The organism is Sphingopyxis sp. JAI108 (assembly GCF_013410105.1).
In the GTDB taxonomy this organism is placed as follows: domain Bacteria; phylum Pseudomonadota; class Alphaproteobacteria; order Sphingomonadales; family Sphingomonadaceae; genus Sphingopyxis; species Sphingopyxis chilensis.
The window spans coordinates 504,845-528,661 of the sequence record NZ_JACCCJ010000001.1; the positions used below are offsets into that span (position 1 = coordinate 504,845).

General features: G+C 66.1%; 22 protein-coding genes. 13 read left to right on the forward strand and 9 right to left on the reverse strand.

Annotation, left to right across the window (positions count from 1 at the left end):
- Positions 1-8 precede the first annotated feature (8 nt).
- Complete coding sequence (locus HDC29_RS02385; protein WP_179494014.1) at positions 9-284, reverse strand: hypothetical protein; 276 nt, start codon at positions 282-284, stop codon at positions 9-11.
- 133 nt (positions 285-417) lie between these two features.
- Here HDC29_RS02385 and HDC29_RS02390 point away from each other — a divergent pair, with 133 nt between their 5' ends.
- Positions 418-1,611, forward strand: a complete 1,194-nt coding sequence (locus HDC29_RS02390; RefSeq protein ID WP_326913754.1) for a DUF481 domain-containing protein — start codon at positions 418-420, stop codon at positions 1,609-1,611.
- Here the strand turns inward: HDC29_RS02390 and HDC29_RS02395 are convergent.
- The 7 genes from HDC29_RS02395 to HDC29_RS02425 form a co-directional block, all read right to left on the reverse strand.
- Positions 1,608-2,063 (reverse strand): VOC family protein, encoded by a 456-nt coding sequence (locus HDC29_RS02395; RefSeq protein WP_179494016.1) that lies wholly within the window; start codon positions 2,061-2,063, stop codon positions 1,608-1,610. The genes HDC29_RS02390 and HDC29_RS02395 overlap by 4 nt on opposite strands.
- 10 nt (positions 2,064-2,073) lie before the next feature.
- Positions 2,074-3,609: a M20/M25/M40 family metallo-hydrolase gene (locus HDC29_RS02400; protein ID WP_179494018.1), complete on the reverse strand. Its 1,536-nt coding sequence runs from the start codon at positions 3,607-3,609 to the stop codon at positions 2,074-2,076.
- A gap of 116 nt (positions 3,610-3,725) precedes the next feature.
- Positions 3,726-5,249: a fumarate hydratase gene (locus HDC29_RS02405; protein ID WP_179494020.1), complete on the reverse strand. Its 1,524-nt coding sequence runs from the start codon at positions 5,247-5,249 to the stop codon at positions 3,726-3,728.
- Between the two features lie 70 nt (positions 5,250-5,319).
- A complete protein-coding gene (locus HDC29_RS02410) occupies positions 5,320-6,156 on the reverse strand; it encodes a hypothetical protein (protein WP_179494022.1) in 837 nt (278 codons plus the stop codon).
- 34 nt (positions 6,157-6,190) lie between these two features.
- Positions 6,191-6,655, reverse strand: coding sequence for a Fur family transcriptional regulator (locus tag HDC29_RS02415; RefSeq protein WP_179494024.1), 465 nt, complete (start codon positions 6,653-6,655; stop codon positions 6,191-6,193).
- A gap of 100 nt (positions 6,656-6,755) precedes the next feature.
- Positions 6,756-7,190 (reverse strand): MerC domain-containing protein, encoded by a 435-nt coding sequence (locus HDC29_RS02420; RefSeq protein WP_179494026.1) that lies wholly within the window; start codon positions 7,188-7,190, stop codon positions 6,756-6,758.
- A gap of 129 nt (positions 7,191-7,319) precedes the next feature.
- Positions 7,320-8,990 (reverse strand): AMP-binding protein, encoded by a 1,671-nt coding sequence (locus tag HDC29_RS02425; RefSeq protein ID WP_179494028.1) that lies wholly within the window; start codon positions 8,988-8,990, stop codon positions 7,320-7,322.
- 137 nt (positions 8,991-9,127) lie between these two features.
- Here HDC29_RS02425 and HDC29_RS02430 point away from each other — a divergent pair, with 137 nt between their 5' ends.
- The 6 genes from HDC29_RS02430 (at position 9,128) to HDC29_RS02455 (ending at position 15,530) form a co-directional block, all read left to right on the forward strand.
- Positions 9,128-9,664 carry a hypothetical protein gene (locus tag HDC29_RS02430; protein WP_179494030.1) on the forward strand — a complete coding sequence of 179 codons (537 nt, stop codon included), beginning with the start codon at positions 9,128-9,130 and terminating at the stop codon, positions 9,662-9,664.
- A gap of 47 nt (positions 9,665-9,711) precedes the next feature.
- Positions 9,712-11,544: an aminodeoxychorismate synthase component I gene (gene pabB / locus HDC29_RS02435; protein WP_179494032.1), complete on the forward strand. Its 1,833-nt coding sequence runs from the start codon at positions 9,712-9,714 to the stop codon at positions 11,542-11,544.
- Positions 11,545-11,672: 128 nt separating this feature from the next.
- The gene (locus HDC29_RS02440) at positions 11,673-12,884 is read left to right on the forward strand and encodes a pyridoxal phosphate-dependent aminotransferase (protein ID WP_179494034.1); all 1,212 of its coding nucleotides are present in this window, start codon (positions 11,673-11,675) and stop codon (positions 12,882-12,884) included.
- Positions 12,885-13,212: 328 nt separating this feature from the next.
- Entirely contained in the window at positions 13,213-13,902 is a 690-nt protein-coding gene (gene msrA / locus HDC29_RS02445) for a peptide-methionine (S)-S-oxide reductase MsrA (protein ID WP_179494036.1), read from the forward strand.
- Between the two features lie 152 nt (positions 13,903-14,054).
- Positions 14,055-15,218 (forward strand): class A beta-lactamase, encoded by a 1,164-nt coding sequence (gene bla, locus HDC29_RS02450; RefSeq protein ID WP_179494038.1) that lies wholly within the window; start codon positions 14,055-14,057, stop codon positions 15,216-15,218.
- Positions 15,219-15,224: 6 nt separating this feature from the next.
- Positions 15,225-15,530 carry a hypothetical protein gene (locus HDC29_RS02455; protein WP_179494040.1) on the forward strand — a complete coding sequence of 102 codons (306 nt, stop codon included), beginning with the start codon at positions 15,225-15,227 and terminating at the stop codon, positions 15,528-15,530.
- A gap of 3 nt (positions 15,531-15,533) precedes the next feature.
- Here HDC29_RS02455 and HDC29_RS19380 read toward each other — a convergent pair whose 3' ends face one another.
- Positions 15,534-16,655, reverse strand: a complete 1,122-nt coding sequence (locus HDC29_RS19380) for a M23 family metallopeptidase (protein WP_179494042.1) — start codon at positions 16,653-16,655, stop codon at positions 15,534-15,536.
- Between the two features lie 190 nt (positions 16,656-16,845).
- On the opposite strand from HDC29_RS19380, the gene sucC reads away from it, so the two are divergent.
- The 6 genes from sucC to HDC29_RS02490 all read left to right on the forward strand — a co-directional run bounded on the left by sucC (position 16,846) and on the right by HDC29_RS02490 (position 23,771).
- Positions 16,846-18,054, forward strand: coding sequence for an ADP-forming succinate--CoA ligase subunit beta (sucC, locus tag HDC29_RS02465; protein WP_179494044.1), 1,209 nt, complete (start codon positions 16,846-16,848; stop codon positions 18,052-18,054).
- 232 nt (positions 18,055-18,286) lie between these two features.
- Complete coding sequence (locus tag HDC29_RS02470; RefSeq protein ID WP_179494046.1) at positions 18,287-19,036, forward strand: electron transfer flavoprotein subunit beta/FixA family protein; 750 nt, start codon at positions 18,287-18,289, stop codon at positions 19,034-19,036.
- Positions 19,033-19,962: an electron transfer flavoprotein subunit alpha/FixB family protein gene (locus HDC29_RS02475; protein WP_179494048.1), complete on the forward strand. Its 930-nt coding sequence runs from the start codon at positions 19,033-19,035 to the stop codon at positions 19,960-19,962. Before HDC29_RS02470 ends, HDC29_RS02475 begins: the two co-directional genes overlap by 4 nt.
- Positions 19,963-19,995: 33 nt before the next feature.
- Complete coding sequence (locus tag HDC29_RS02480; RefSeq protein WP_373562744.1) at positions 19,996-21,351, forward strand: DUF389 domain-containing protein; 1,356 nt, start codon at positions 19,996-19,998, stop codon at positions 21,349-21,351.
- Between the two features lie 93 nt (positions 21,352-21,444).
- On the forward strand, positions 21,445-22,725 hold the full coding sequence (locus HDC29_RS02485) for a serine hydrolase (protein WP_179494052.1): 1,281 nt from the start codon (positions 21,445-21,447) through the stop codon (positions 22,723-22,725).
- 53 nt (positions 22,726-22,778) lie between these two features.
- Positions 22,779-23,771 carry a cupin-like domain-containing protein gene (locus HDC29_RS02490; RefSeq protein ID WP_179494054.1) on the forward strand — a complete coding sequence of 331 codons (993 nt, stop codon included), beginning with the start codon at positions 22,779-22,781 and terminating at the stop codon, positions 23,769-23,771.
- Positions 23,772-23,817: the final 46 nt, after the last annotated feature.

Sequence of the window (23,817 nt, forward strand, 5' to 3'; positions counted from 1 at the left end):
CGCTCCGTCTATCGCGGCCTTTGCATGATCCAGCTGAACGCCATCGCGTTGAAGATCGTATAGAGGCCATAGAGCATCAACGCCGCGAACCAGTTTCGCGTCGCGATCGCCATCGCACCGACGAGCAGCAGGAATTCGAAAATATAGGTGATGTTCGGCCCGACCCTGTCCGCGAGCGGCTTCACCATCTGCTGGATCAGTGGATCGTCGCTTTCCATGAAAGCGCGGTGCATCGCGAAATTGCCGATTCCGGCGCAGAAGATGGCGATGATGGCAATCAGCATAGGTTTGCAGATGGGGCACGCGGGGTGGAAATGCCAGAAACTTTCGGGTTATAGGAGCGCGTCGTTTGCGCTCCGGCCCCGCGCCAACGATCGAACGAACCCGGCTTCCGCCCCCGCAAGAAGGACGTTTTCGGTGACAGCTCTCCCCCGTCTGGCCGCGCTTTGCCTGCCTCTCTCGCTTGCCGTTCCGGCGGCGCAGGCGTCGCAGGAAACCGTCGATCCGCAGCAGGGCCCGCTCCTCGTCGATCCGCTGCTTGTCGACCCGATCGTGGCGAACCCGCTTCCAACGGTGCTCGTGCCGCTCGATCCGCCGCTGCCCGATGCGGTGCGCGCGATGATCGACGCCGCCTTCGCGAGCGGCAACAACGACGATGTCGAAGCGGTGGTCAGATTCGCCCGACAGACCCATCCGTCCAACATCGGCGAAATCGACGCGCTGCTCGCATATTACCGCAGCGGTCATCCGCCGGAGGCCCCCTTCGACCCGGTACGCAACATGCTCGCCGCCGCGATGGCGAGCGGCAGGGATGCCGATGTCGAGGCGGTCGCGAAGCTTGCCAAGGCGACCACGCCGGAGGACGCCGCGGAAATCGAGGAACAGGTCGTTGCCTATCGCGCCGAACGGCAGCGCTTGAAGGACGAGGCGGCAGCCGCCGCCAGGGCGAAACTGGCGGCGTCCAAATTCTGGGAGAATTGGAAAGGCGAGGGGCAGATCGGCGCGTCGCACAGCAGCGGCAATACGAACTCGGCCGGCCTCAGCGCCGGCCTCTCGCTGGCGCGGCAGGGGATCGATTGGCTCCACAAGCTGCGCGCGCAGGCCGATTACCAGCGCACGAACGGCAAGACCTCGGTCGAACGCTATCTGACCGAGATCGAGCCGCAATACCGGATCAATGAGCGTACCTTCGCCTATGGCCTCGGCCGTTGGGAGCATGACCGGATCCTGGGATATAACACGCGCTGGAACCTGTCGGGCGGGCTCGGCTACAAGGTGATCGACAACAAGAAGATGACGCTGAGCCTGAAAGGCGGGCCGGCGTTTCGCCAGACCGACTTCGTCGATGGCGGCAACGACACCGAACTCACCGCGCTCGCCGGGCTCGATTTCGGCTGGCAATTGTCGCCGACGCTGCGGCTGACGCAGGTCGCATCGACGATCATCGGCGAAGCCAATGGTTCGACCAGTTCGCAGACCGCGCTCAACGCCAAGCTGACCGGCGCGCTGTCGGCGCGCATCGCCTATTCGGCGCAGATCGACACCAGCCCGCCGCCGGGCATCGAAAGCGTCGATACGCAGACGCGGTTCACGCTGGTCTACGGTTTCTAGTCGAACGCGTTCGCGCCGCCGATCTGCTCGCCCTCCGCCAGCAGGCCGGCGCCGGGGACATGGTTGAATTCGATGCGGATGCCGTCGGGATCCTCGAACAGCACCGAATAATAGCCGGGCGCCCACGGCTCCTCCTGCGGCGCGTGGACGATATGAATATCGTCGCGATCCGTCAGGAAGGTGTGGACGCGGTCGATCGCGGCGCGGTCGCGCATGCGAAAACAGGCATGGTGCAACCCCGGGGCGCCCTGATCGAAGCGCTTGTCGGCGTTTTCGGGACTGCCGGTGCGGATGCCGATCGCGGTGCGCCCGCCGACGCCATAGAGCATATGTTCGCTGTCGAGTACGAGCTTGAGTTCGAGGTGGCCGATCATGTCGCGCCAGAAGGCGGTCGATCGCGCGAAATCGCCCGCGGTCAGGATGACATGCGCGACGCCGTTGAGGTCGCTCATCTGCCCATCCCTATTTGATTGCCGCCAGCACGTAGAGGAATTCGGCAAAGCCCATCGTCGCGTCGACCAGCCCCGCGACCTTGGGATTGGTCGAATCGATCAGGAAATATTCGTCGGGGGCGTGCGCGCCCGAGCCGTGGCCGATGCCGAAATGCGCCGCGGGGATCGACACCGGCGGCGCGGTGAAGGTGGCGCCGGGCCAACTGCCCGCCATGCGCGGGTTGATGCTCGTCGCGACGCCGAGCTTCTTGTAGGTCGCGAGCTCCGAGCGGACGAGGCGGCTGTCCTCGGCGACCTCGGTCGGGTCGTAACCGCCCGACACATTGACCTCGACGTCGGCGAAGCCATGCTTGTCGAGATGCGCGCGGAGTTTCTTCTCGGCCTCGGCGCGCGTCTGGTTGGGGACGAGGCGGAGGTCGAGTTTCGCGACCGCCTTGCCCGGCAGCACGGTCTTGCCGCCGGGGCCGGTGTAGCCCGCGACGAGTCCTTCGATATTGACCGTGGGTTCCTGCGCGAGGCGGGTGAGTGCGTCGGGGTAGGAGAGATTGTCGATCCAGTGGGTGATGCCGAGCGCCTGTTTCTGCGCGGCTTCGTCGCCCGCCTTTGCAGCCTCGCGGATCAGCGATTTTTCGCGTTCGGTGAGTGGGCGGACATTTTCGTACCAGCCCTCGATCGCGGGCTTGTTGCCATCGGAGGTGACGAGCGTCTGGAGCGCCTGCACCAGCCGCCAGGCGGGCGAATCGACCATGGCTTTGAGGCTCGAATGGACGTCGCCCTTCGGACCGCGGCCCCATTTCTCGCCGCTCGCGACGAGTTCGAGTTCGATGATGCCTTTCGAGCCCAGATTGACCGTGACGTTGCCGGTTTTGCCCTGCGAGGCGAAGGGAATGAAGATGCCCTCGCACTTCTTGAGCGCGGCGAGGATGTTGGGCTTGGTCGCGATCTGGCGAAAGTGCGGTGAGCCAATCTCTTCCTCGCCCTCGCAGACGAGCACGATGTTGACGGGGAGCTTGCGCCCCGCTGCGCGGATCGCGTGGAGCGCGGCGAGGAAGGTCGCCTCGGGCCCCTTCTGGTTCACTGCGCCGCGGCCCATGATCGCTTGCCCGAAACCGGGGCGCTCGACCATCTTGCCCTCGAGCGGCGGCGACGACCATTCGGCGGGGTCGAACTGCTTGACGTCATACATGAAATAGATGCCGAGCGTGCGCGGTGCGCCGACGTCGATCGTGCCGAACACGCCGGGGTGGCCGTCGGTCGGCACGATTTCGACATTGGTGAAGCCCGCGTCCTTCGCGAGCTCGGCCATATAGGCCGCACCCTCGGCCATGCTGCGGTTCTCGGCGGCGATCGAGGGGAGGGCGATCCAGTCGCGGATGCGCTTGATCGAGGCGTCCTTGCCGGCTTCGGCGGCTTTGCGGATATCGGCCATGGTCCCCGACTGCGCCCAGAGCGGGACGGGCTGCATGAAGGCGGCGCCCGCCCCGAGCATCGCGGTGCCGCGAATCATGTCGCGGCGGTTCAGCTTGTCGACGTTACGGAAATCCATGCTGCGTCCCCTGCCTGCTTCGTATGCGAAGCAATGTGCCGGATCGGCAGCGAAACGCAAGCGTGTGTCCGGAACTTGCCGTTACGATTCTGGAGGACGGCGGAGGAGGAGGAAGCTCACGCCTTCTCCAGCAACCCTTCGTCCTTGATCCGCTTCTGCCACAGCATCGGCGCGTTGACGTGGACGTTCTGGCCTTTGCTGTCGACCGCGACGGTGACGGGGAAATCGCTGACCTCGAATTCGTAGATCGCTTCCATGCCAAGGTCGGCGAAGCCGACGACCTGGCTGCCTTTAATCGCGCGCGACACGAGATAGGCGGCGCCGCCGACCGCCATCAGATAGGCGCTCTTGTGCTTGGCGATCGATTGCGTCGCGGCGGGGCCGCGTTCGGCTTTGCCGACGCAGGCGAGCAGGCCCTGACCCAGCATCATGTCCATGAATTTGTCCATGCGCGTCGCGGTCGTCGGGCCCGCGGGGCCGACGATTTCCTCGCCGACCGGATCGACCGGGCCGACATAATAGATCACGCGGTCGCGGAAGGTGACGGGCAGCTCCTCGCCCTTGGCGAGCATGTCGGCGATGCGCTTGTGCGCGGCGTCGCGGCCGGTGAGCATCTTGCCGTTGAGCAAAAGCCGGTCGCCCTGTTTCCAGCTCGCGACGACTTCGGGGGTGAGATTGTCGAGATCGACGCGGATTGCGGCCGTGTCGGGCTGCCAGTCGATCTGCGGATAGTCCGCGAGCACCGGCGGTTCGAGGAAGGCGGGGCCGCTGCCGTCGAGCGTAACGTGGGCATGGCGCGTCGCGGCGCAGTTCGGGATCATCGCGACGGGCTTCGACGCGGCGTGGGTCGGCCAGTCGGCGATCTTGACGTCGAGCACGGTCGCGAGGCCGCCGAGGCCCTGCGCGCCGATGCCGAGCGCGTTGACCTTTTCATAGAGCTCGATGCGCAATTCCTCGGTCGGGCTCGCCGGCCCGCGCGCGAGCAGCTCGGTCATGTCGATCGGGTCCATCAGCGATTGTTTGGCGAGCAGCATCGCCTTTTCGGCGGTGCCGCCGATGCCGATACCGAGCATGCCGGGCGGGCACCAGCCGGCGCCCATCTGCGGCACCATTTCGAGCACCCAGTCGACGATGCTGTCGGACGGGTTCATCATCTTGAACTTCGACTTATTCTCGCTGCCGCCGCCCTTTGCAGCGACGTCGATGTGGACTTTTGCGCCGGGGACCATCTCGACGTTGAGCACCGAGGGCGTGTTGTCCTTCGTATTGACGCGGCTGAATGCGGGGTCGGCGAGGATCGAGGCGCGCAGCTTGTTTTCGGGGTGGAGATAGGCCTTGCGCACGCCCTCATCGACCACCTGCTGCAGGCTGCGCGGGCTGTCGAGGCGGCAGTCCATGCCCCATTTGATGAAGACGGTGACGATGCCGGTGTCCTGGCAGATCGGGCGGTGCCCCTCGGCGCACATGCGGCTGTTCGACAATATCTGCGCCATCGCGTCCTTCGCGGCCGGCGACACTTCGCGTTCATAGGCGGCGCCGAGCGCGCGGATATAGTCCATCGGGTGGAAATAGCTGATGTACTGGAGTGCGTCGGCGATCGTTTCGATGAGGTCGTCTTCGCGGATGATCACGGTGTTCATGTGCAGCCCTTCGCCCTTTTTCAGGATTCGCGGGCTTCCCTAGACCCGCATCGCCGGAGTGGGAAGGGGCTCAGGTGCGGCGGCGGCCGAAGACGCGCCGGGCGGGCGGGGCGGCGTCGGGGGTAGCGGGGGCGGGCGCGGCTTCGCTCCAGTCGGCGAGAGGGCGTTTGTGCGCCAACGCCCGCCAACTCCCCGCCACGGCGAGCGCGAGCAGCAGCAGCCAGCCGGCCGCAGCCGAGGGGATCAGGGCCCAGGCGAAGGCGGCGGGGGTGATGATCGCCATGACGGTCGGGATCGCCGCGAGGATCGCGAGCGTGCCGAACAGCGCCCACCAGCGCCCGAGGCGCGTGGCCGCCGCGCCGATCATGACGTTGGTCGCCGCAAGCAGCAGGAACTTGGCGGCGACCGGATAGGGAAGGCTCGCCATCGCGGGCGAATAGTCGCCGAGCGTGAAGGCCGCCTGGATGTCGAGGAGCAGCCAGTTCTCCCATGCGTCGCAGAGCGCCGCCGCGACGGGCAGCAAGCTGGTGGCAAGGAGCGCGCGCAGCCGAAGCTCGCGCCACAGCGCGAAGCAGCCGCTGGCTAGAAAGCCCGCGTAGAGCAGCATGTAGAGATAGTCGCCTTCGTTGCCCGCGCGCATCGCGGCGAGGCGCGTCACCTGCTGCGGGTCGGTGAAGAAGCCGAAGATCGCTTCGAGGTCGCTCTGGCTGCCCGCGAATTCGAACGCGAGCACCGGCGAACCATAGCCCGGCGCGATGTCATGCCCCGTTTGCGGGAAAACCTGCCCCAGATAGAAGCCGAAGAGCAGCGTTGCGATCCCGAAGGCCAGCGCCCAGGCCCAGGCACGCGTCGGCGCGGGCGGGCGCGTCCGCTGTTCCTCGATCCAATGCTGAAGCCCCCCAGCCACCCTCTAAATGTCCGGTGGAGCGCGGCGGCTCACCTTATTGGCACTCGGCGCATTTGCCGCGCACCTCGATCACGGGGCGCTCGGCGGCGAAGCCGGTTGCGTTCGCGGCGGCGCGGACGCCGGTCGACAATTTGTCGTCGTCGACATGCACCGCGCTGCCGCACGTATCGCAGATCAGGAAGATGCAGTCGTGGAGGCAGCCCGGATGGCTGTTCGCGACGAAGGCGTTGGCGCTTTCGACGCGGCGGACGAGGTTGTTCGCGACGAACAGGTCGAGGATGCGATAGACGCTGTTCGGCGCGACGCGCTTGCCGCGCTTCTGCGAGACGATGTCGGCGATTTCATAGGCGCTCGCCGGCTTGCCGATTTCGGCGACCGCGTCGAAAATCTCGGCGCGCATGTCGGTCCAGGCTTCGCCCGCGCCCTCGAGCGCGGTCTGCGCCGCCCTGGCGAGCGAGGCGCCGCTGGCCTCGACGTGCGGATGATCATGCTTGCCCATTGGCGTTTCCTCAGGCGTGGGAAATCCCGCGCTAACCAGGATGTAATGTAGGCTGTTTGCGCAGCGCCCGCAAGTTGCGGACATCTCCGATGCGGTGGGATCAGTGCCGCGCGCGGCGGTTGAGGTCGTGACCCAGCGCGACGACCGCAACGCCGATCATCGTCGCGATCACTTCGCTGCCGTCGTGCGGCCGCGACAGCGCGCCCGCCATCATGCCGAGCCCGAAGCTGCCGACCGCGAAGGGCATCATATAGCCGTGGCTGAGCACGCCCGAGACCAGCGTGATGAGCGCGAAGCCGATCGCGATGATCAGTCCGATCTCGTGGAACAGGTGATTGTCGAGAAACACCCCGCCGACCGAGGCGATCGAGGCGAAGAAAATGGTCGTTGCAAGGCAGTGGACGAGGCAGAGCCCCGACAGGCCCATCGCCAGCTGATCGCCCGAAAGCGAGGTCAGCGGCCGCGAATCGCGCGCAGCCCTTACCAGCGCGCCGAGGCGCGTCAGGGCAGGGGCAGGGCTGGCGACATGGGTCACCCGATTCTCCATTGGGGCAATTGCGATGCTGGATATGGCATAACATGACAGAGGTTACAATGTCTCATTGTCATTGTAATAAACTTTAGACCGTCACCCCTGCGAAGGCGGGGTAGCGATAGAGGCCGTTCACCGGCTCCCCTCCTCCGCCCGCAATGCCTTGCGGTCGAGCTTGCCGATCATCGTCTTGGGCAGGTTCAGTCGCACCTCGACCGCGTTCACCCGCTCATGCTTGCCGAGCTTGGGGTTGAGCCACGCGGCGAGCGCTTCGCCGCTGACGTCGAAGCCCTCCTCGAGCGTCACAAAAGCCTTCGGCGCCTCGCCGCGATAGGCGTCGGGGACGCCGAGGACGATCGCTTCCTTGACCGCCGGATGTTCATAAAGATGCGCCTCGATCACGCTGGGGTATACCTTGAACCCGCCGACCGCGATCATGTCCTTCAGCCGGTCGACGATGCGGATATAGCCACCATCCTCGACCACGGCGACGTCGCCGGTGCGTAGCCAGCCATCGTCGGTGAAGCTGTCCTTGTCTGCCTCGGGGCGGTTCCAGTATCCCTGCATGATCTGCGGGCCCTTGACGGCGAGCTCGCCGGGCTCGCCGTCGGGCGCATCCCTTGACGGGTCTTCCTTGTCGAGCAGGCGGATCTGCGTTGCGGGGATCGGCTGGCCGATCGTGCCGGCGCGCACCGGCCCCTCATAGGGATTGGTCGCGACGACGCCCGAACTTTCGGTGAGGCCATAGCCTTCGACGAGCGCGGCGCCGGTGGCGGCGACGAATTTCTCACGCAGCTCGGCGGGCATCGGTGCGCCGCCCGAGATACAGATGCGCAAGCTGGAGAAGTCGGTCCTCGCGAGGTCGGGATGATCGAGCAGCGCCTGATACATCGTCGGCACGCCGGGCAGCGCGGTCGTCTTCGTTCGCGTAATCGCCTGGAGCGCCTGTTTTGCATCGAAGCGCGGCAGCATCGTGATCGTGCCGCCGTTGAGCACGGTGCGGTTGAGCACGCAGGTGTTCGCGAAGACGTGGAAGAAGGGGAGGACGCCGAGGATGCGGTCCTCGGCTTCATGGTCGGGGTCGATGGCATTCACCTGCCGCGCGTTGGCGGTAAGATTCTGGTGCGTCAGCTTGGCGCCTTTCGGCGTCCCGGTCGTGCCGCCGGTATATTGGATCAGCGCGATGTCCTTTTCGGGGTCGATCGTGACCGGATCGGGCTTGCCGTCGTTGTCGGTGAGCGCCGAGAAGCGGATGATGCGCGGGTCGGCGGGCAACGCTGCGACCTCGCTGCGCTTGAACAGGCGATAGAGAACCGACTTCGCCGTGGGGAGCCCGCCGGCGACCGATCCGACGACGAGCTGCTTGAGGCTCGACCCGTCGAGCACCTCGAGCGCGGTGGGCAGCAGCGCCGCGGCGCTGATCGTGAACAGCGTGTCGGTGCCCGAATCCTCGACCTGCGCCTCGAGTTCGGCGACGGTGTAGAGGGGCGAGAAATTGACCACCGTCGCGCCGGCAGCGAGCGCGCCATAATAGGCCGCGACATAATGGGGGACGTTGGGCAGGAAGAGGCCGACGCGGCTGCCCTTGCCGATCCCGCGCTGTTGCAGCCCGCGCGCGACGCGCGCCGCGCCGCGTGCGACCTCGGCATAGCCGAACTGGCGCCCCATGAAGTCGAGCATCGGGGCATCGCAGCGCCGCGCGACGCTGGCGGCCAGCATGTCGGGGAGCGACAGCGGCGCGAAGGCCTGATCCCAGTCGGTGGGGTGATTATAGCCGGTCGACCAGGAAAAATGGCTGTCCATGGGGTGATGGAATCCTCTCGATATGCGCGGGGTTCCTTACACTAGGGTCAGTAAGCGGTGATTTGCAACCGGGCTCGCTTGCGGCGCGCAGTCGGGGCGGCTAGGCAGCGCATATCGTTCTCGCCAGGGGTTTTGCCATGCTGCAGCTGTCATCGCGTGTCGCCGCGCCGCTCGTCCTTCTCGCCGGCGCGCTCGCCGCCCCGGTCGCCGCGAAGGACAAGTTGCCCTCTGAGCCTCCGGCGCAGATCCAGGAACTTTACGCGTGCCGCGACATCGCCGACCCGGCGGCGCGGCTCGCCTGTTTCGACCGCGAAGTCGGCGAATTGTCGAGTGCCGACCAGGCGCGCGAGATCACCTTCACCGATCGCGAGACTGCCAAGAAGGCGCGGCGCGGGCTGTTCGGTTTTTCCTTCCCCAAGCTCGGCGGGATTTTCGGCGGCGACGAGGATGAGGTCAAGGAAATCGAAACGACGATCCGTTCGGTGAGCATGGACCGCTCGGGCAAATATACGCTGGCGATGGAAGATGACGCGGTGTGGACGCAGATCGACACGACGCGGCTGCCACGCCAGCCCAAGGCAGGCCAGAAGGTCAAGATCAAGGTCGCGACGATGGGCAGCTATTTCGCGTCGATCGAGGGCGGTCGCACCATCCGCATGAAACGCGACCGCTGATCGCGGGCGCGCGGTCGGTATCGTGACATAGCGATGACGATACAGCGATGACGGGCGGCGAGGCGATCCCGCTTCCGGGGCCGGGCTGCCCGCCCTTTGTACTGCTCGACGATGCGCGCGCCGAGGGTGCCGCGGCGGCGCGGATGTTCGCCGAGCCCGTCGACGTTTTGACGGCGCGGACGGCGGCCGACGTTCCGGCGTTGCTGTCCGCGCTCGAAGCCGCGCAGACGCGCGGGCTGCATGCCGCGGGCTATCTGTCATACGAGGCGGGAAAGGCGCTCGCGCCCGCGTGGCGCGGGGCGGTCGATGCCGAAACGGGCGACATGCCGCTCGGCTGGTTCGGCCTGTTCGAAAAGGTCACGCGCATCGCTGCCGACCGGATCCCCGGCCTGCTTCCTGATCCGGCATCGGCATGGACCGGCAAGCCGCGGCCGCGCGTTGCGCGCACCGAGTATCTGGCGGCGATCGAGGCGGTGCTGGAGTTGATCCGGGCGGGCGATATCTATCAGGCGAATTACACATTTCGCGCCGACGTGCCGCTATACGGCAACCCGCTTGCTGTGCATGCGCGGCTAAGGCACGCGGCGCGCGCGGGTTATGGCGGGGTGATCTGGACGGGCGATCGGGCGATCGTCTCGCACTCGCCCGAACTCTTTTTCGCGCTGCGCGATGGGCGGGTGATGGCGCGGCCGATGAAGGGAACCGCGGCGCGGCTTGCCGATCCGGAAGCCGACGCGGCGGCCGCGCGCGACCTTGCCGACGACCCCAAGCAGCGCGCCGAAAATCTGATGATCGTCGACCTGATCCGCAACGACCTGTCGCGCGTGGCGGTGCCCGGATCGGTCGCGGTGCCCGACCTGTTCCGCGTCGAAAGCTTTCCGACGATCCACCAGCTCGTCTCCGATGTCAGCGCCGAACTGCCCGCGGGGGTGGGCGCGGTCGACGTGCTGCGCGCCGCCTTTCCCTGCGGATCGATCACGGGGGCGCCCAAGGTGCGCGCGATGGAAATCATCGACGAGCTCGAGGCCGGGCCGCGCGGGCTTTACACAGGGTCGATCGGCTTTATCGAGCCGGACGGCGACGCGGCGTTCAATGTCGCGATCCGCACGCTCGTCTTTCCGCAAGGCGGGTTGCATGGCGGGCCGGCTTGCGCCACGCTGGGGCTCGGTTCTGGAATCGTCGCCGACAGCCAAGCAGCTGAAGAATGGCGCGAATGTCTGGCCAAGGGGGAATTTGTGGTTGCAGCGGGCGAAAGCTTCGACCTGATCGAAACGATGCTTTTCGATCCCGTCGAGGGCATCCAGCGGCTCGAGGGGCATCTCGGGCGGATGAAGGCGAGCGCCGAAGTTCTGGGCTTCGCCTTCGACCGGCATGGTGCGCGCAACAGCCTGCAATCGGCGACCTTCCGCCTGCGCAGCGCCGCGCGGGTGCGGATGCGGCTCGCGCCGTCGGGGGCGCTCGCGGTCGAGGTGTCGCCGCTGCCACGCCTCGCCGAATTGCCGGTGCCCGTCGCGGTGCGCCCCGCGCCGATGGCGGCCGGCGACTTCCGCGTGACGCACAAGACCAGCCTGCGGGCCTCCTATGACAGCCTGCGTCACGAGAGCGGCGCGGCCGAGGTCGTCTTCATCGACGAGCCGGGTTTCGTTACCGAAGGCAGCTGGAGCAACATCTTCGTCGAGCGCGATGGCCAGTTGCTCACCCCGCCGCTGGCATTGGGGCTGCTCCCCGGTGTGCTGCGCGCCGAACTGATCGACAAGGGCCGCGCGGTCGAATCGCACCTGCGGCTCGCCGATCTGGAAAGCGGCTTCTTCATCGGCAACAGTTTGCGCGGCCTCGTGCCCGCGCGGCTCGCGGACGCCGAGGCATCCGGGATAGGCTGACCTGCCCGCCGCATAGGTAAATTATCAAGCAGCGCGCTTGCGAATATCGGCCGGAGGCTTTAGGCGCGGCCCCGCGCAATTTCCTGTCCTTTTGCAGCCCGACCGCGCAAGCCACGGAAGATATCGTCATGTCGCTGAAGCCCCATGTCTCCGCCGCTCTGAACCGCATCCAGCCCTCGGCGACGCTCGCGATGACCGCGCGCGTGTCGGCGCTGAAAGCGTCGGGCGTCGATGTCATCGGCCTGAGCGCGGGCGAGCCCGATTTCGATACCCCCGATTTCGTCAAGGAAGCGGCGATCGAGGCGATCCGCAACGGGCAGACCAAATATACGCTCGTCGACGGCACGGTGGCGCTGAAGGAAGCGATCCGGGGCAAATTTCGCCGCGACAACGGGCTCGACTTCGGGCTCGACCAGATTTCGGTCAACGTCGGCGGCAAGCACACTTTGTTCAACGCGCTCGTCGCGACCGTTGATCCGGGCGACGAGGTGATCATTCCCGCGCCCTATTGGGTGAGCTATCCCGACATCGTCGCGTTCGCGGGCGGCACGCCGGTGATCGTCGAGGGCACCGCGGCGCAGAATTACAAGATCACACCGGCGCAGCTCGACGCCGCGATCACGCCGAAGACGCGCTGGGTGATGTTCAATTCGCCGTCGAACCCGTCGGGCGCCGCCTATTCGGGCGAGGAGCTCGATGCGCTCGGCGAAGTGATCCGCCGCCATCCGCATGTGATGGTGATGACCGACGATATGTATGAGCATGTCTGGTACGCCGATTTCGAATTCACGACCTTCGCGCAGCGCTGCCCTGACCTGATCGACCGCATCCTGACGGTGAACGGCTGTTCGAAGGCCTATGCGATGACCGGCTGGCGGATCGGCTATGCGGGCGGGCCAGCGTGGATCATCAAGGCGATGGGCAAGCTGCAGTCGCAGTCAACGTCGAACCCTTGTTCGATCGCGCAGGCCGCCGCCGCCGCCGCTCTCGGCGGGCCGCAGCAGTTCCTCGACGACCGCAACGCCGCGTTCCGGAAGCGCCGCGACATGGTCGTCGCGATGCTCAACGACGCGCCGGGGCTGAGCTGCCCCGTCCCCGACGGCGCCTTCTATGTCTATCCCGACGCGTCGGGGTGCATCGGCAAGAAGACGCCCGCGGGGCAGGTGATCGACAGCGACGAGGCGCTGATCGACTATTTCCTCGATTCGGCGCGCGTGGCGGCGGTGCATGGCGGCGCGTTCGGGCTGTCGCCCGCGTTCCGCGTCTCCTATGCGACGTCCGAAGCGGTGCTCAAGGAAGCGTGCGTGCGCATCCAGCAGGCGTGCGCCGCGCTGAGCTAAGCGCCTGTTTACCGCTGCATAGGAATTTTATACCGATCGGTCTTGTAATGCCGGCGGACGGGCCTATTTGAACCTGAACGACGGTTAAGCGCCCGGTTCACCCGATGGTAAGTCATCTCGGTTAGAGTGACTCCCATCACTGACGGATGGCAGGGGCGCGTCATATCGCCGGTGTAACCAGGGCGGCTTCGGCCGCGAACAAGATAATATGACACGAGGCCCCTATGCTCTCCATGCTCCGCTCCGACTGGTTCTTGACCATGCTCGCCGGCTTCGCGATTGGCGCGACCTACATCGTGCTCAATCAGCCGGCGCTTCCGATCCCGGCATGACCCCGCTGCGACGCGCGCTGCCCCTCCGCGCCGTCGCGGCGCTGGCGGCGGGCGCGATCGTCGCGCAATGCGCGCCAGCGCAAGCCGAAAGCGTGGTCAAGCTGCCCGCCGCGACCATTGATCCGGCGGTCAAGGCGCAGCGCGCGACCGCGGTGCTTGCGGGCGGCTGTTTCTGGGGCGTCGAAGGCGTCTTTTCCAACGTCAAGGGCGTGATTTCGGTCGAATCGGGCTATCATGGCGGCAGCGCCGCAACGGCGCGATATGAACGGACCCACGACGGCAAGTCGGGCCATGCCGAGGCCGTCCGCATCGTCTATGACCCGTCGCAGGTCAGCTATGGCACTTTGCTCCGCATCCTCTTTTCCGTGGTCGCCGACCCCACGCTGAAAAACCGGCAGGGCCCCGACGTCGGCTCGCAATATCGCGCCGCGATCGTGCCGATGGACGCGGTCCAGCGGCGTGTCGCGACCGCCTATATGGCGCAGATCGGCCGCGGCAAATATTTCGCGAAGCCGGTCGTCGTGCCGGTCGAAACCTACAGGCGCTTCTATCGCGCCGAGGCGAACCACCAGGATTTCATGCGCCGCAATCCGCGCAACGGCTATATCCTGCGCTGGGATGCCCCCAAGCTCGCGGCGCTGAAGCGGCTTTATCCGGACAAGGTTCGCGCGACGCCCGCGCCCTGACGCTGGGTAAAAATCCCGCCGGTTCCCGCGATTGGTCGCGGCGAAAGAATCGTTCACCGCAAAACGCTGGCCCGTCCTGCGCGCCTGCGTGACGTGGGGACATGTCCGCGAGGGGTCGGGACAAGATATAAAGTCGCAGGTGCGGGGTTTGAATGAAGTTTAGATTATCCGGCAGGCCGCTCCTCGCTGTGACGATGGGGGCCGCGGTTCTGGCAGGTTGTGTTAGCAGCGTCGCAATCGTGCCGCAGCCACGCGCGCAGCAGCAACAGCAACAGCAGCAACCGGGGGCGGTGCGCGGTCCGGCGGGTTCGGTCACGGTGCCGATCGGCGAGCCGGTCCGCTCAGCGATGCCGCGCCCCGCGGGCCCGATCGACCCCGGTTTCCGCCGCGCTCCCGCCGGTCTCGACAACCGTATTTTCGAATTGTGGCGCGCCTTCCCCGGCAAGACCGGCATCGCGGTACAGCGCATCGACGGTGAGTGGTCGCTCTCGCAGCGCGGCGACCAGCTGTTTCCGCAGCAAAGCGTATCGAAGCTGTGGGTCGCGCTGACCGTGCTCGACGCGGTCGACCAGGGGCGCCTGACGCTCGACCAGCGCGTCCAGATCGGCCCCGAGGATCTGACGCTGTTCCATCAGCCGCTCGCGGCGCGGGTCCAGTCGCAGGGCTCGGTGACGATGAGCGTCCGCGAGCTTATCGAAACCGCGATCACGCATAGCGACAATACCGCGAACGACAGCCTGCTGCGCACCGTCGGCGGTCCCGACGCGGTGCGCGCGTTCATCGAAAAGAAGGATCTGGGTTCGATCCGTTTCGGCCCCGGCGAACGCCTGCTGCAGGCGGGAACGGCGGGGCTCAAGTGGCAGCAGGCCTATTCGGTCGGGCGGGCTTTCTATCAGGCGCGTGCGGCGCTTCCCGATGCGACGCGGCTCGCGGCGCGCAACGCCTATCTCGCCAATCCGCCCGACGGCGCGAGCCCCGAGGCGATCGCAAGCGCGCTGACCCGGCTCGCGCGCGGAACCTTGCTGTCGCCCGATTCGACCGAATATCTTCTGGGCGTGATGAGCCGGACCAGAAGCGGCCCGCGGCGATTGAAGGCCGGCCTACCCGCCGGCTGGAAATTCCTGCACAAGACCGGAACGGGGCAGGACTACAAGGGCTCGACCGCCGGCTATAACGACATCGGTATCGCGACCGCGCCCGACGGCACCCGCTATGCGATCGTCGTGCTGCTCGGCGACACCAGCGCCTCGGTCCCGGCGCGCATGGCGCTGATGCAGGCGGTCTCGGGCGCCGTCGCCGATTATCACGGAAGATAAGGCGCGGTGAGGCGCGTTCTTTTGCCGGTGCTGATATTGTCGCTCGCCGGCTGCGCAACCCCCGAGACGCGGCTGCGCAACGGCCTCCAGAATGCCGGCCTGTCGAAGGCGATGTCGGCGTGCATGGCCGAACGCATGGTCGACCGCCTTTCGCTGCTCCAGCTGCGGCGCCTCGCCGCGCTCGGCAGCCTCAAGGACCGGCGCGTCGCCGACCTGACGCTCGACCAGTTCTTCCGCAAGGTTCGCGCGCTCAAGGATCCCGAGATCCTTGCCGTTTCGACCAGTTCTGCCGCGGTCTGCGCGCTGCGCTAGACGTCAGTCGCCCGGAAAGCGGACGACGAGGTTCGGCGGCGGGAAACTGTCGCGGACGATTTCCGGACGATCGGCGGGCGGCCATGCCTCGCGGCGGGAAAAGCTGTCGATCGCCGGATATTGGCCCAGCCGCGTGAGGGATCGGAAAACATAGGGCTGACCCTCGGCGCCGAGGATCGATGGACGGTCGGCCAGATGGAAATGCAGGTGCGGCGCGCTCGCCTGCCCGGTGAAGCCGAGGAAGCCGATGACCTCGCCCGCCTTGACGCGGTCGCCGACGGCGACCGGCGCGCCTTGTTTCAGATGTTCATAGGTCGCGATGCGCCCGCCGCCGATGTCGAGCATGACATAATTGCCACTGGCGTCGGCGATGCCCGGATTCGTCCGGCCCTTGATGGCTGACGGATCGGCGACATCGTCGCGCACCGCGACGATCGTGCCGTCGGCGACCGCGAGCACTTCGGCGCCGAAACCATAATGGTCCGCGGGGATGTCGGCGTCCCCCGCCGATAATTTCCCGCTCGCATCGACCTTCATGAAGTCGATCGCGAAGCGGCCGGGCAGCATCGCCGACCCTTCGGTGGCGTAAAAGACGCGGCGGTGTCCGCGTTCCATCCCGGGCTCATAGACGGCGACCCACGGCCCGCCGCGCAGCGGGGGCGACAGGCGGGGCAGGGGAGCGGTTTCGGGCGTCGCGGCGCCACCCCAAACGGTGAAGCCGCCGCCGTCGCTGGCAAGCGTCAGGCTGTGCGAGATCGGACCGCGGCGCTGCCCATCGGCAAATGGCGCGTTGATATAAAGGACCGCGCGGCGGCCGGCAGGGATCGTTCGTGCTTCGGCGTCGGCAGGCCCGACGAGCGCAAAGGTTCCGGCCAACGCGTCGGCGTTATAGGTTTTGAGCGGCGCGCCCTCGTCGCCAAGCCTGATCGCCAGCTCGTCCAGCCGGAGGGGCGCGCTCGAAAAATTGGTCAGATGGAGTTCGTAGGCCAGCTGATCGGCGGCGCCGACGCGCACGATATTCGGGGATTGCGCAATATGGATATCGAGCGACTGGTTCACCTGAGCCGTCGCCGCCTTCGAACCGGCGACGATCGCCAACGCCAAAACAAGACGCTTTATCCGCACCTTCGCCTCCCTCGTCCCGACGGACCCTGCGGCGCGAATATCAGCTTGCGCTCCGGGCGTCATCCGGAAGACGGAACAGCCCGCCGAAAGCCTTGGCTTGCGGCCCGCTAGGGGTAGAATTGCCGTAGAACTTGTGCTTAGGCGGCGCCGATCATCTCCCCTTCCAGAGTCGAAAGGCCCGGCAGACCTCATGAACATCCACGAATATCAGGCGAAAGAACTGCTCGCGAAATTTGGCGTCGCCGTGCCCAAGGGCATCGCCGCGATGAGCGTCGAAGAGGCCGTCGCGGCGGCGAAGCAGCTCCCGGGGCCGCTCTATGTCGTGAAGTCGCAGATCCACGCCGGCGGCCGCGGCAAGGGCAAGTTCAAGGAACTCGGTCCCGATGCGAAGGGCGGCGTCCGCCTCGCCAAAAGCCTCGAGGAGGTCGAAGCGCACGCCAAGGACATGCTCGGCAACACGCTGGTGACGATCCAGACAGGCGAAGCCGGCAAGCAGGTCAACCGCCTCTACATCACCGACGGCGCCGACATCAAAAAGGAATATTATCTCGCGCTGCTCGTCGATCGCGCCACCAGCCGCATCGCGGTGGTCGCCTCGACCGAAGGCGGGATGGACATCGAAACCGTCGCGCACAACACGCCCGACAAGATCCACACGATCGTCATCGATCCGGCCACCGGGCTGATGCCGCACCACGGCCGCAGCGTCGCCGCGGCGCTCGAACTCGAGGGCGATCTGGCCAAGCAGGCGGCGAAGGTCCTTGCCGGCCTCTACAACGCCTTCATCGCGACCGATGCCGAGCAGATCGAGATCAACCCGCTTGCCGTTTGCGAAGGCGCGAACGGCGACGAACTGCTCGTGCTCGACGCGAAGCTCGGCTTCGACGGCAATGCGATGTTCCGCCACAAGGATATCGCCGAGCTGCGCGACCTGACCGAGGAAGACCCGGCCGAGGTCGAGGCGTCGGAATATGACCTCGCCTATATCAAGCTCGACGGCAACATCGGCTGCATGGTGAACGGTGCAGGGTTGGCGATGGCGACGATGGACATCATCAAATTGAATGGCGCCTTCCCTGCGAACTTCCTCGACGTCGGCGGCGGCGCCAGCAAGGAAAAGGTCACCGCAGCGTTCAAGATCATCCTGAAGGACCCGGCGGTCGAGGGCATCCTCGTCAACATCTTCGGCGGCATCATGAAGTGCGACATCATCGCCGAGGGCATCGTCGCCGCGGCGAAGGAAGTAAATCTGTCTGTTCCGCTCGTCGTCCGCCTCGAAGGCACCAACGTCCAGCAGGGCAAGGATATCCTCGCCAATTCGGGCCTGCCGATCGTCGCGGCCAACGATCTGGGCGACGCGGCCAAGAAGATCGTCGCCGAGGTTGCCAAGGCGGCGTGATAACGAAACTTCCTCTCCCCTTGGGGAGAGGATTAGGAAGACTTGGTCCGTCAGGACCTGGCCGGACTTGGTGAGAGCCTGCGACGTTTCACACCCTCACCCAGCTTCGACCAGCCAGCAAGCTGGCAAGTCTGCGCAACCCTCTCCCCCGAGGGGAGAGGGTCAAGGTTGACGTTTACGTAAACGCCAATTATGGCGCAGTGCACAATTTGCTGAGAGGAGCTTTGAGCCCATGAAAATCCTCGTCCCCGTCAAGCGGGTGCTCGATTATAACGTCAAACCGCGGGTCAAGGCCGACGGCACGGGCGTTGACCTCGCCAATGTGAAAATGTCGATGAACCCGTTCGACGAGATCGGCGTCGAAGAAGCGATTCGCCTGAAGGAAAAGGGCGTCGCGACCGAAGTCGTCGCCGTTTCCGTCGGCCCGGCGAAGGCGACCGAAACGCTGCGCACGGCGCTCGCGATGGGCGCCGACCGTGCGATCCTCGTCCAGACCGACGATGAGGTCGAACCGCTCGCGCTCGCGAAGATCTTCAAGGCGATTGCCGATGCCGAAGCGCCGGGCCTTGTCATCCTCGGCAAGCAGGCGATCGATGGCGACAACAACCAGACCGGCCAGATGCTCGCCGCGCTGACGGGCTGGGCGCAGGGCACCTTCGCTAGCGCCGTGAACGTCGAAGGCGACCATGTTTCGGTTACCCGCGAAGTCGACGGCGGCCTCGAGACGGTGAAGCTCAAGCTTCCCGCGATCGTCACCACCGATCTTCGCCTGAACGAGCCGCGCTACGCCTCGCTGCCGAACATCATGAAGGCGAAATCGAAGCCGCTCGATACCAAGACCCCCGCCGATTACGGCGTCGACACGGCGCCGCGCGTCAAGACGGTCAAGGTTTCGGAGCCGCCCGTCCGCTCGGCCGGCGTCAAGGTCGCCGATGTCGATGAACTGGTTGCCAAGCTGAAAGCGCTGGGAGTGCACTCATGAAAACTCTGGTTTGGGTCGAACATGACGGCAAGGCCGTCAAGGACGCCACGCTCGCGGTGGTTACGGCCGCGTCGAAACTCGGCGAGGTTCATCTGCTCGTCGCCGGTTCGGGCGTCGATGGCGTCGCCAAGGAAGCCGCGCAGATCGCGGGCGTTGGCAAAGTGCATGTCGCCGACAACGCCGCTTTCGGTCACAACCTGCCCGAAAATATCGCGCCGCTCGTCGCCGAGATGATGGGATCGCACGACGCCTTCCTCGCGCCCGCGACGACCACCGGCAAGAATATCGCGCCGCGCGTCGCGGCGCTGCTCGACGTGATGCAGATTTCGGAAATTCTGTCGGTCGAGGGTCCGAAGACCTTCACCCGGCCGATCTACGCCGGCAACGCGATCGCGACCGTCGAATCGTCGGATGCGAAGCTCGTCCTCACCGTCCGCGGCACCGCGTTCGAAAAAGCAGCGACCTCGGGCGGTTCGGGCACCGTTGAAGCCGTCGGCGCGGGCAGCGATGCCGGCATCTCGAGCTTCGTCGGCGCCGAAATCGCCAAGCAGGATCGCCCCGAGCTCACCTCGGCGAAGATCATCGTGTCGGGCGGCCGCGCGCTGGGTTCGAGCGAGAAATATGAAGAAGTCATCGTCCCGCTCGCCGACAAGCTCGGCGCTGCGCTCGGTGCTTCGCGCGCCGCGGTCGACGCGGGCTACGTCCCCAACGACTATCAGGTCGGCCAGACGGGCAAGATTGTCGCGCCGGAGGTCTATTTCGCGATCGGCATCTCGGGCGCGATCCAGCACCTTGCCGGCATGAAGGATTCGAAGACGATCGTCGCGATCAACAAGGATGAGGATGCGCCGATCTTTCAGGTCGCCGATTTCGGCCTCGTCGCTGACCTGTTCAGCGCCGTCCCCGAACTGACCGGCAAGATCTAACCGTCCGCCCATATGGCCGGAAATCATCCCGGAGTGCCCGGACTCGGCGACGCACCGTTCAACGCCGGTGGTCGCCGGTCCGCGCGCCCGGGAGCCGGACGCAACGTCGACGACGACGACGGCAATGACAGCGGCGGCGACGATGTCCACGGCCGCGCACTCGTCCTCGCTAGCGTCGCGCGCGATGCGCGGCTCAACCAGAAATTCCTGCTGCTGATCACGCTTTCGGCGGCGATCGCGACGCTGGGCCTGCTTCAGGGATCGGCGGCGGTCGTCATCGGCGCAATGCTCGTGTCGCCGCTGCTCGGTCCGATCATGGGCGTTGGCTTCGGCCTCGCGACGCTCGAGAGCAATTTGATCAAGCGGTCGCTGGTGACGATGGCGGCGGGGATGGCGGTCGCGATAATCGTCGCGATGCTGATCATCTGGCTGTCGCCGATCAACGACGTCACCCCCGAACTGCGCGCACGGACACAGCCGACATTGCTCGACCTCGGCGTCGCGGTGGTCGGCGGCATCGCCGGCGTCTATGCGATCATGCGCAAGCTGTCGGGGGTGATGGTCGGCGTTGCGATCGCGACCGCGCTCGTCCCGCCGCTTTCGACGATCGGTTTCGGCCTCGCGACCGGGCGCTTCGATTTCGCGCTCGGTTCGGCGTTGCTGTTCCTCACCAACACGCTCGCGATTGCCTTTGCCGCGACGATTGTCGCGCGTCTCAACCGTTTCGGCCCGTCGCTGACGGCCCAGCATACCGCGATGCAGGTGCTGGGGATCATCGTGACGCTGGGCATCCTGTCGATCCCGCTCGCGCTTTCGCTCAACAGCATCGTCCGCGAGATCGGCGCGCGCAACGCGGTGCAGACCGAGCTCGACCGGCTGCTCGACCCCAGCGACCGCGTCGACAGCCTGAATGTGCGGATGGATGGCGAAGACGTTTCGGTCGACGGTGTCGTGCTGGTCGATCAATATGCCGCCCAGCTCAATCCCGATCTGGCGCGGCAGGTGCAACGAAAATTGAAGCGTTCGGTACGGGTCAATATCGTCCAGCTCCGGCAACAGACCAATGCCGCGGCGCAGGTCGAGGAACAGCTCAACCGCCGCGTCACGACGCTCGAACAGCGCGAGGGCGACAGCCGCAACATCATCGCCGGTCTCACCGTCGGCGAACTGGTGCCGCGCGAGCGGGTGCTGGTCGATGCACAGGCGCGCCGCGTCGTCGTCCAGCGCGACCGCGAGGCCGAGGGCGAGCAGGTCGCCGCCGCGATCGACCGCATCATGGCGTCGGTGCAGGCGAACCATCCGCAATGGCTGATCCAGAATGGCGCGTTGACCGTTGCGGAAGCGCCCGTTGCGGAAGGCTCCGCCGCCGAAGCTCCCACCGCCGAATAGGCGTCCGCAGACCTATTCGGGTTGACCTGTCGCGCCCGATCGCATGGGATGCCCGGTGATCGGCAGCGAAAGGCGGGACAGGGGAGAGGCGATATGCGCGGCAAGCGACTGGCACTGGCGATGATGATGGCGGGCGCGGGATCGGCGGCGATCGCCTTGCCGCTACAGGCCCAGACCGTGCCCGCCGAAACGATCCGGATCGACGGAAAGCGGATCGACGCCGCGCTGGAGGCGATGATCGCCGACGGCCGCGCCGCGGGCACGTCGGCGCTGATCTGGCAGGATGGGCGCGAGGTTTATTTCGGCGCGGCGGGCATGGCCGACCGCGCGGCGAAGCGCCCGATGCGCCGCGACACGATCGCGCAAATCTATTCGATGACCAAGCCGGTGACCGGCGTCGCGCTGATGCAGCTTTGGGAGGCGGGCAAGTTCCGGCTCGACGATCCGCTCGCGAAATATCTCCCCGAATATGCGGACATGCGCGTCTATGCGGGCAAGGATGCGGCGGGCCAGCCGCGCTATGTCCCCGCCGGGCGGCCGATCAGCGTGCGCGACGTCCTGCGCCATACCGCGGGCTTCGCCTATGGCGCCGGGCCGACGCCGGTGCACGACGCCTATGTCGCCGCCGACCCGCTCGCGCTGACCGTCCCGCTTGCCGAGGCGAGCAGGCGCCTCGCGACGGTGCCGCTGCTCTTCCAACCGGGGACGCAGTGGGAATATAGCATCGCGGTCGACGTGCAGGCGGCACTCGTCGAGAAACTGTCGGGCCAGCCCTTCGCCGATTATGTGCGCGCGCATATTTTCGAACCGCTCGGAATGAGGGAGACCGCCTGGCGCCAGCCCGACGCGCGGCTCGCGCGCTTCGCGGCGATGAATGTGAAGAAGGACGGCAAGCTCGTCCAGCAAGCGGCGGCGGAAGCGCAGGCGCTGAATTTCAAGGACCATGCGCTGACGCCGGGCGGCTTCGGCCTGGCCTCCACCCTCGACGATTATCAGCGTTTCGCGCGCATGTTGCTGAACCGGGGCAGCCTCGACGGCGTGCGCATCCTCAAGCCTTCGACCGTGAAACTGATGGCGACCGACCAACTCGACCCGGCGATTACCGAACGCGCATGGTTGCCGGGCAAGGGCGCGGTCGGCTTTGGCTTCGATTTCGCGGTCCGCAAATCTCCGCCGCAAACCGCCGGGGAGAATCGCGGCGCGACGGGGGAATATTTTTGGGACGGCATGGCCTCGACGCTCTTCTGGGTCGATCCGGCGAACCGGCTGACCGCCGTATTCTTCGTCCAGACCATCCCCTATGACGGCACGCTGCACCGCGATTTCCGCGCGGCTGTTTACGGGCCGGACTATAAAGGGCCGGCAGGCGACTAGATCGTCATATATCGGTCATCGACAGGCGCTTGAGCGGGTTCGAGGAGTTTTCGATGTCGCACCCCGACAAACGCGCCCTGCTTGCCGAAGGCCTTGCGGCCGGTGACGATGACGTCGCGCTTCACGCGCGGCTCGTCGGTGCGGGCGTATCGGCGGCGGCGGCGAAATATGAAATCGACCGGCTGGCCAAGGACCCGATGGCGGCGATGCTGCGGCGTCAGTCGGCGCGCATGGCGAAACAGGGTTGGCTGTTCGCCAACCTGCAACGCCTGGCGTTCGAGGCCGACGGCGGCTTTGCGCTCGATACGCTCGACCGGCCCGACGCCGACTTCTTCTATCGCCATTATTATGAGCCGAACCGGCCCGCCAAGCTGACCGGGATCGTCGATCACTGGCCTGCGCTGACGTGCTGGTCGCTCGACCATTTCGCGCGCGTCGCGGGCGATGCCGCGGTCGAAGCGCAGGTCGAACGCGAGCGCGATCCCGATTATGAGCTGGCGAAGGACGATCATCGCCGTCTCGTGCGCTTCGGCGAGTTGATCGACTGGCTGCGGAGGGACGAAGCGAGCAACGACATCTATCTCACCGCCTATAACAGCGGCACCAACGCCGCGGCGCTGGGCAAGCTGTGGGACGATCTCGCGCCGATCGAACTGCTCGACGCGGCGCGGCCGCGCGACGGTTTTTTCTGGCTGGGCCCACGCGGCACGCTCACGCCGTGGCACCACGATCTCACCAACAATCTGCTGGTGCAGGTGATGGGACGAAAGCGCGTGCGCATGGCGCCGCCCTGGGCCTTCGCGCGGATGAAGAACAGCCATCACTGTTTTTCCGACTGGGGCAATGCGCCGCTTTCCGCCGGTTTCGGCGACGCCGGCGCGCCGCCCGTCCTCGAGACGATCATCGCCCCCGGCGAGGGCATATTCCTGCCCGTCGGCTGGTGGCACCAGGTCGAAGCGCTCGACCTCTCCGCCAGCATGAGCTTCACCAGCTTTCGCCGGCCCAATGCGCATGTCGAGGATTATGTGTCTTATGGCAGGCTCTAGCTTGCGACTGCATCGGCTGCTTGCGCGTCGCGAATCCGCGACTTAA

Bases quoted from the DNA above. Each gene is read 5' to 3' on its own strand.
- HDC29_RS02385 (WP_179494014.1), bottom strand. From the start codon at position 284: ATGCTGATTGCCATCATCGCCATCTTCTGCGCCGGAATCGGCAATTTC.
- HDC29_RS02395 (WP_179494016.1), bottom strand. From the start codon at position 2,063: ATGAGCGACCTCAACGGCGTCGCGCATGTCATCCTGACCGCGGGCGAT.
- HDC29_RS02400 (WP_179494018.1), bottom strand. From the start codon at position 3,609: ATGGATTTCCGTAACGTCGACAAGCTGAACCGCCGCGACATGATTCGC.
- HDC29_RS02405 (WP_179494020.1), bottom strand. From the start codon at position 5,249: ATGAACACCGTGATCATCCGCGAAGACGACCTCATCGAAACGATCGCC.
- HDC29_RS02415 (WP_179494024.1), bottom strand. From the start codon at position 6,655: ATGGGCAAGCATGATCATCCGCACGTCGAGGCCAGCGGCGCCTCGCTC.
- HDC29_RS02425 (WP_179494028.1), bottom strand. From the start codon at position 8,990: ATGGACAGCCATTTTTCCTGGTCGACCGGCTATAATCACCCCACCGAC.
- HDC29_RS02430 (WP_179494030.1), top strand. From the start codon at position 9,128: ATGCTGCAGCTGTCATCGCGTGTCGCCGCGCCGCTCGTCCTTCTCGCC.
- pabB (WP_179494032.1), top strand. From the start codon at position 9,712: ATGACGGGCGGCGAGGCGATCCCGCTTCCGGGGCCGGGCTGCCCGCCC.
- HDC29_RS02440 (WP_179494034.1), top strand. From the start codon at position 11,673: ATGTCGCTGAAGCCCCATGTCTCCGCCGCTCTGAACCGCATCCAGCCC.
- msrA (WP_179494036.1), top strand. From the start codon at position 13,213: ATGACCCCGCTGCGACGCGCGCTGCCCCTCCGCGCCGTCGCGGCGCTG.
- bla (WP_179494038.1), top strand. From the start codon at position 14,055: ATGAAGTTTAGATTATCCGGCAGGCCGCTCCTCGCTGTGACGATGGGG.
- sucC (WP_179494044.1), top strand. From the start codon at position 16,846: ATGAACATCCACGAATATCAGGCGAAAGAACTGCTCGCGAAATTTGGC.
- HDC29_RS02470 (WP_179494046.1), top strand. From the start codon at position 18,287: ATGAAAATCCTCGTCCCCGTCAAGCGGGTGCTCGATTATAACGTCAAA.
- HDC29_RS02475 (WP_179494048.1), top strand. From the start codon at position 19,033: ATGAAAACTCTGGTTTGGGTCGAACATGACGGCAAGGCCGTCAAGGAC.
- HDC29_RS02485 (WP_179494052.1), top strand. From the start codon at position 21,445: ATGCGCGGCAAGCGACTGGCACTGGCGATGATGATGGCGGGCGCGGGA.
- HDC29_RS02490 (WP_179494054.1), top strand. From the start codon at position 22,779: ATGTCGCACCCCGACAAACGCGCCCTGCTTGCCGAAGGCCTTGCGGCC.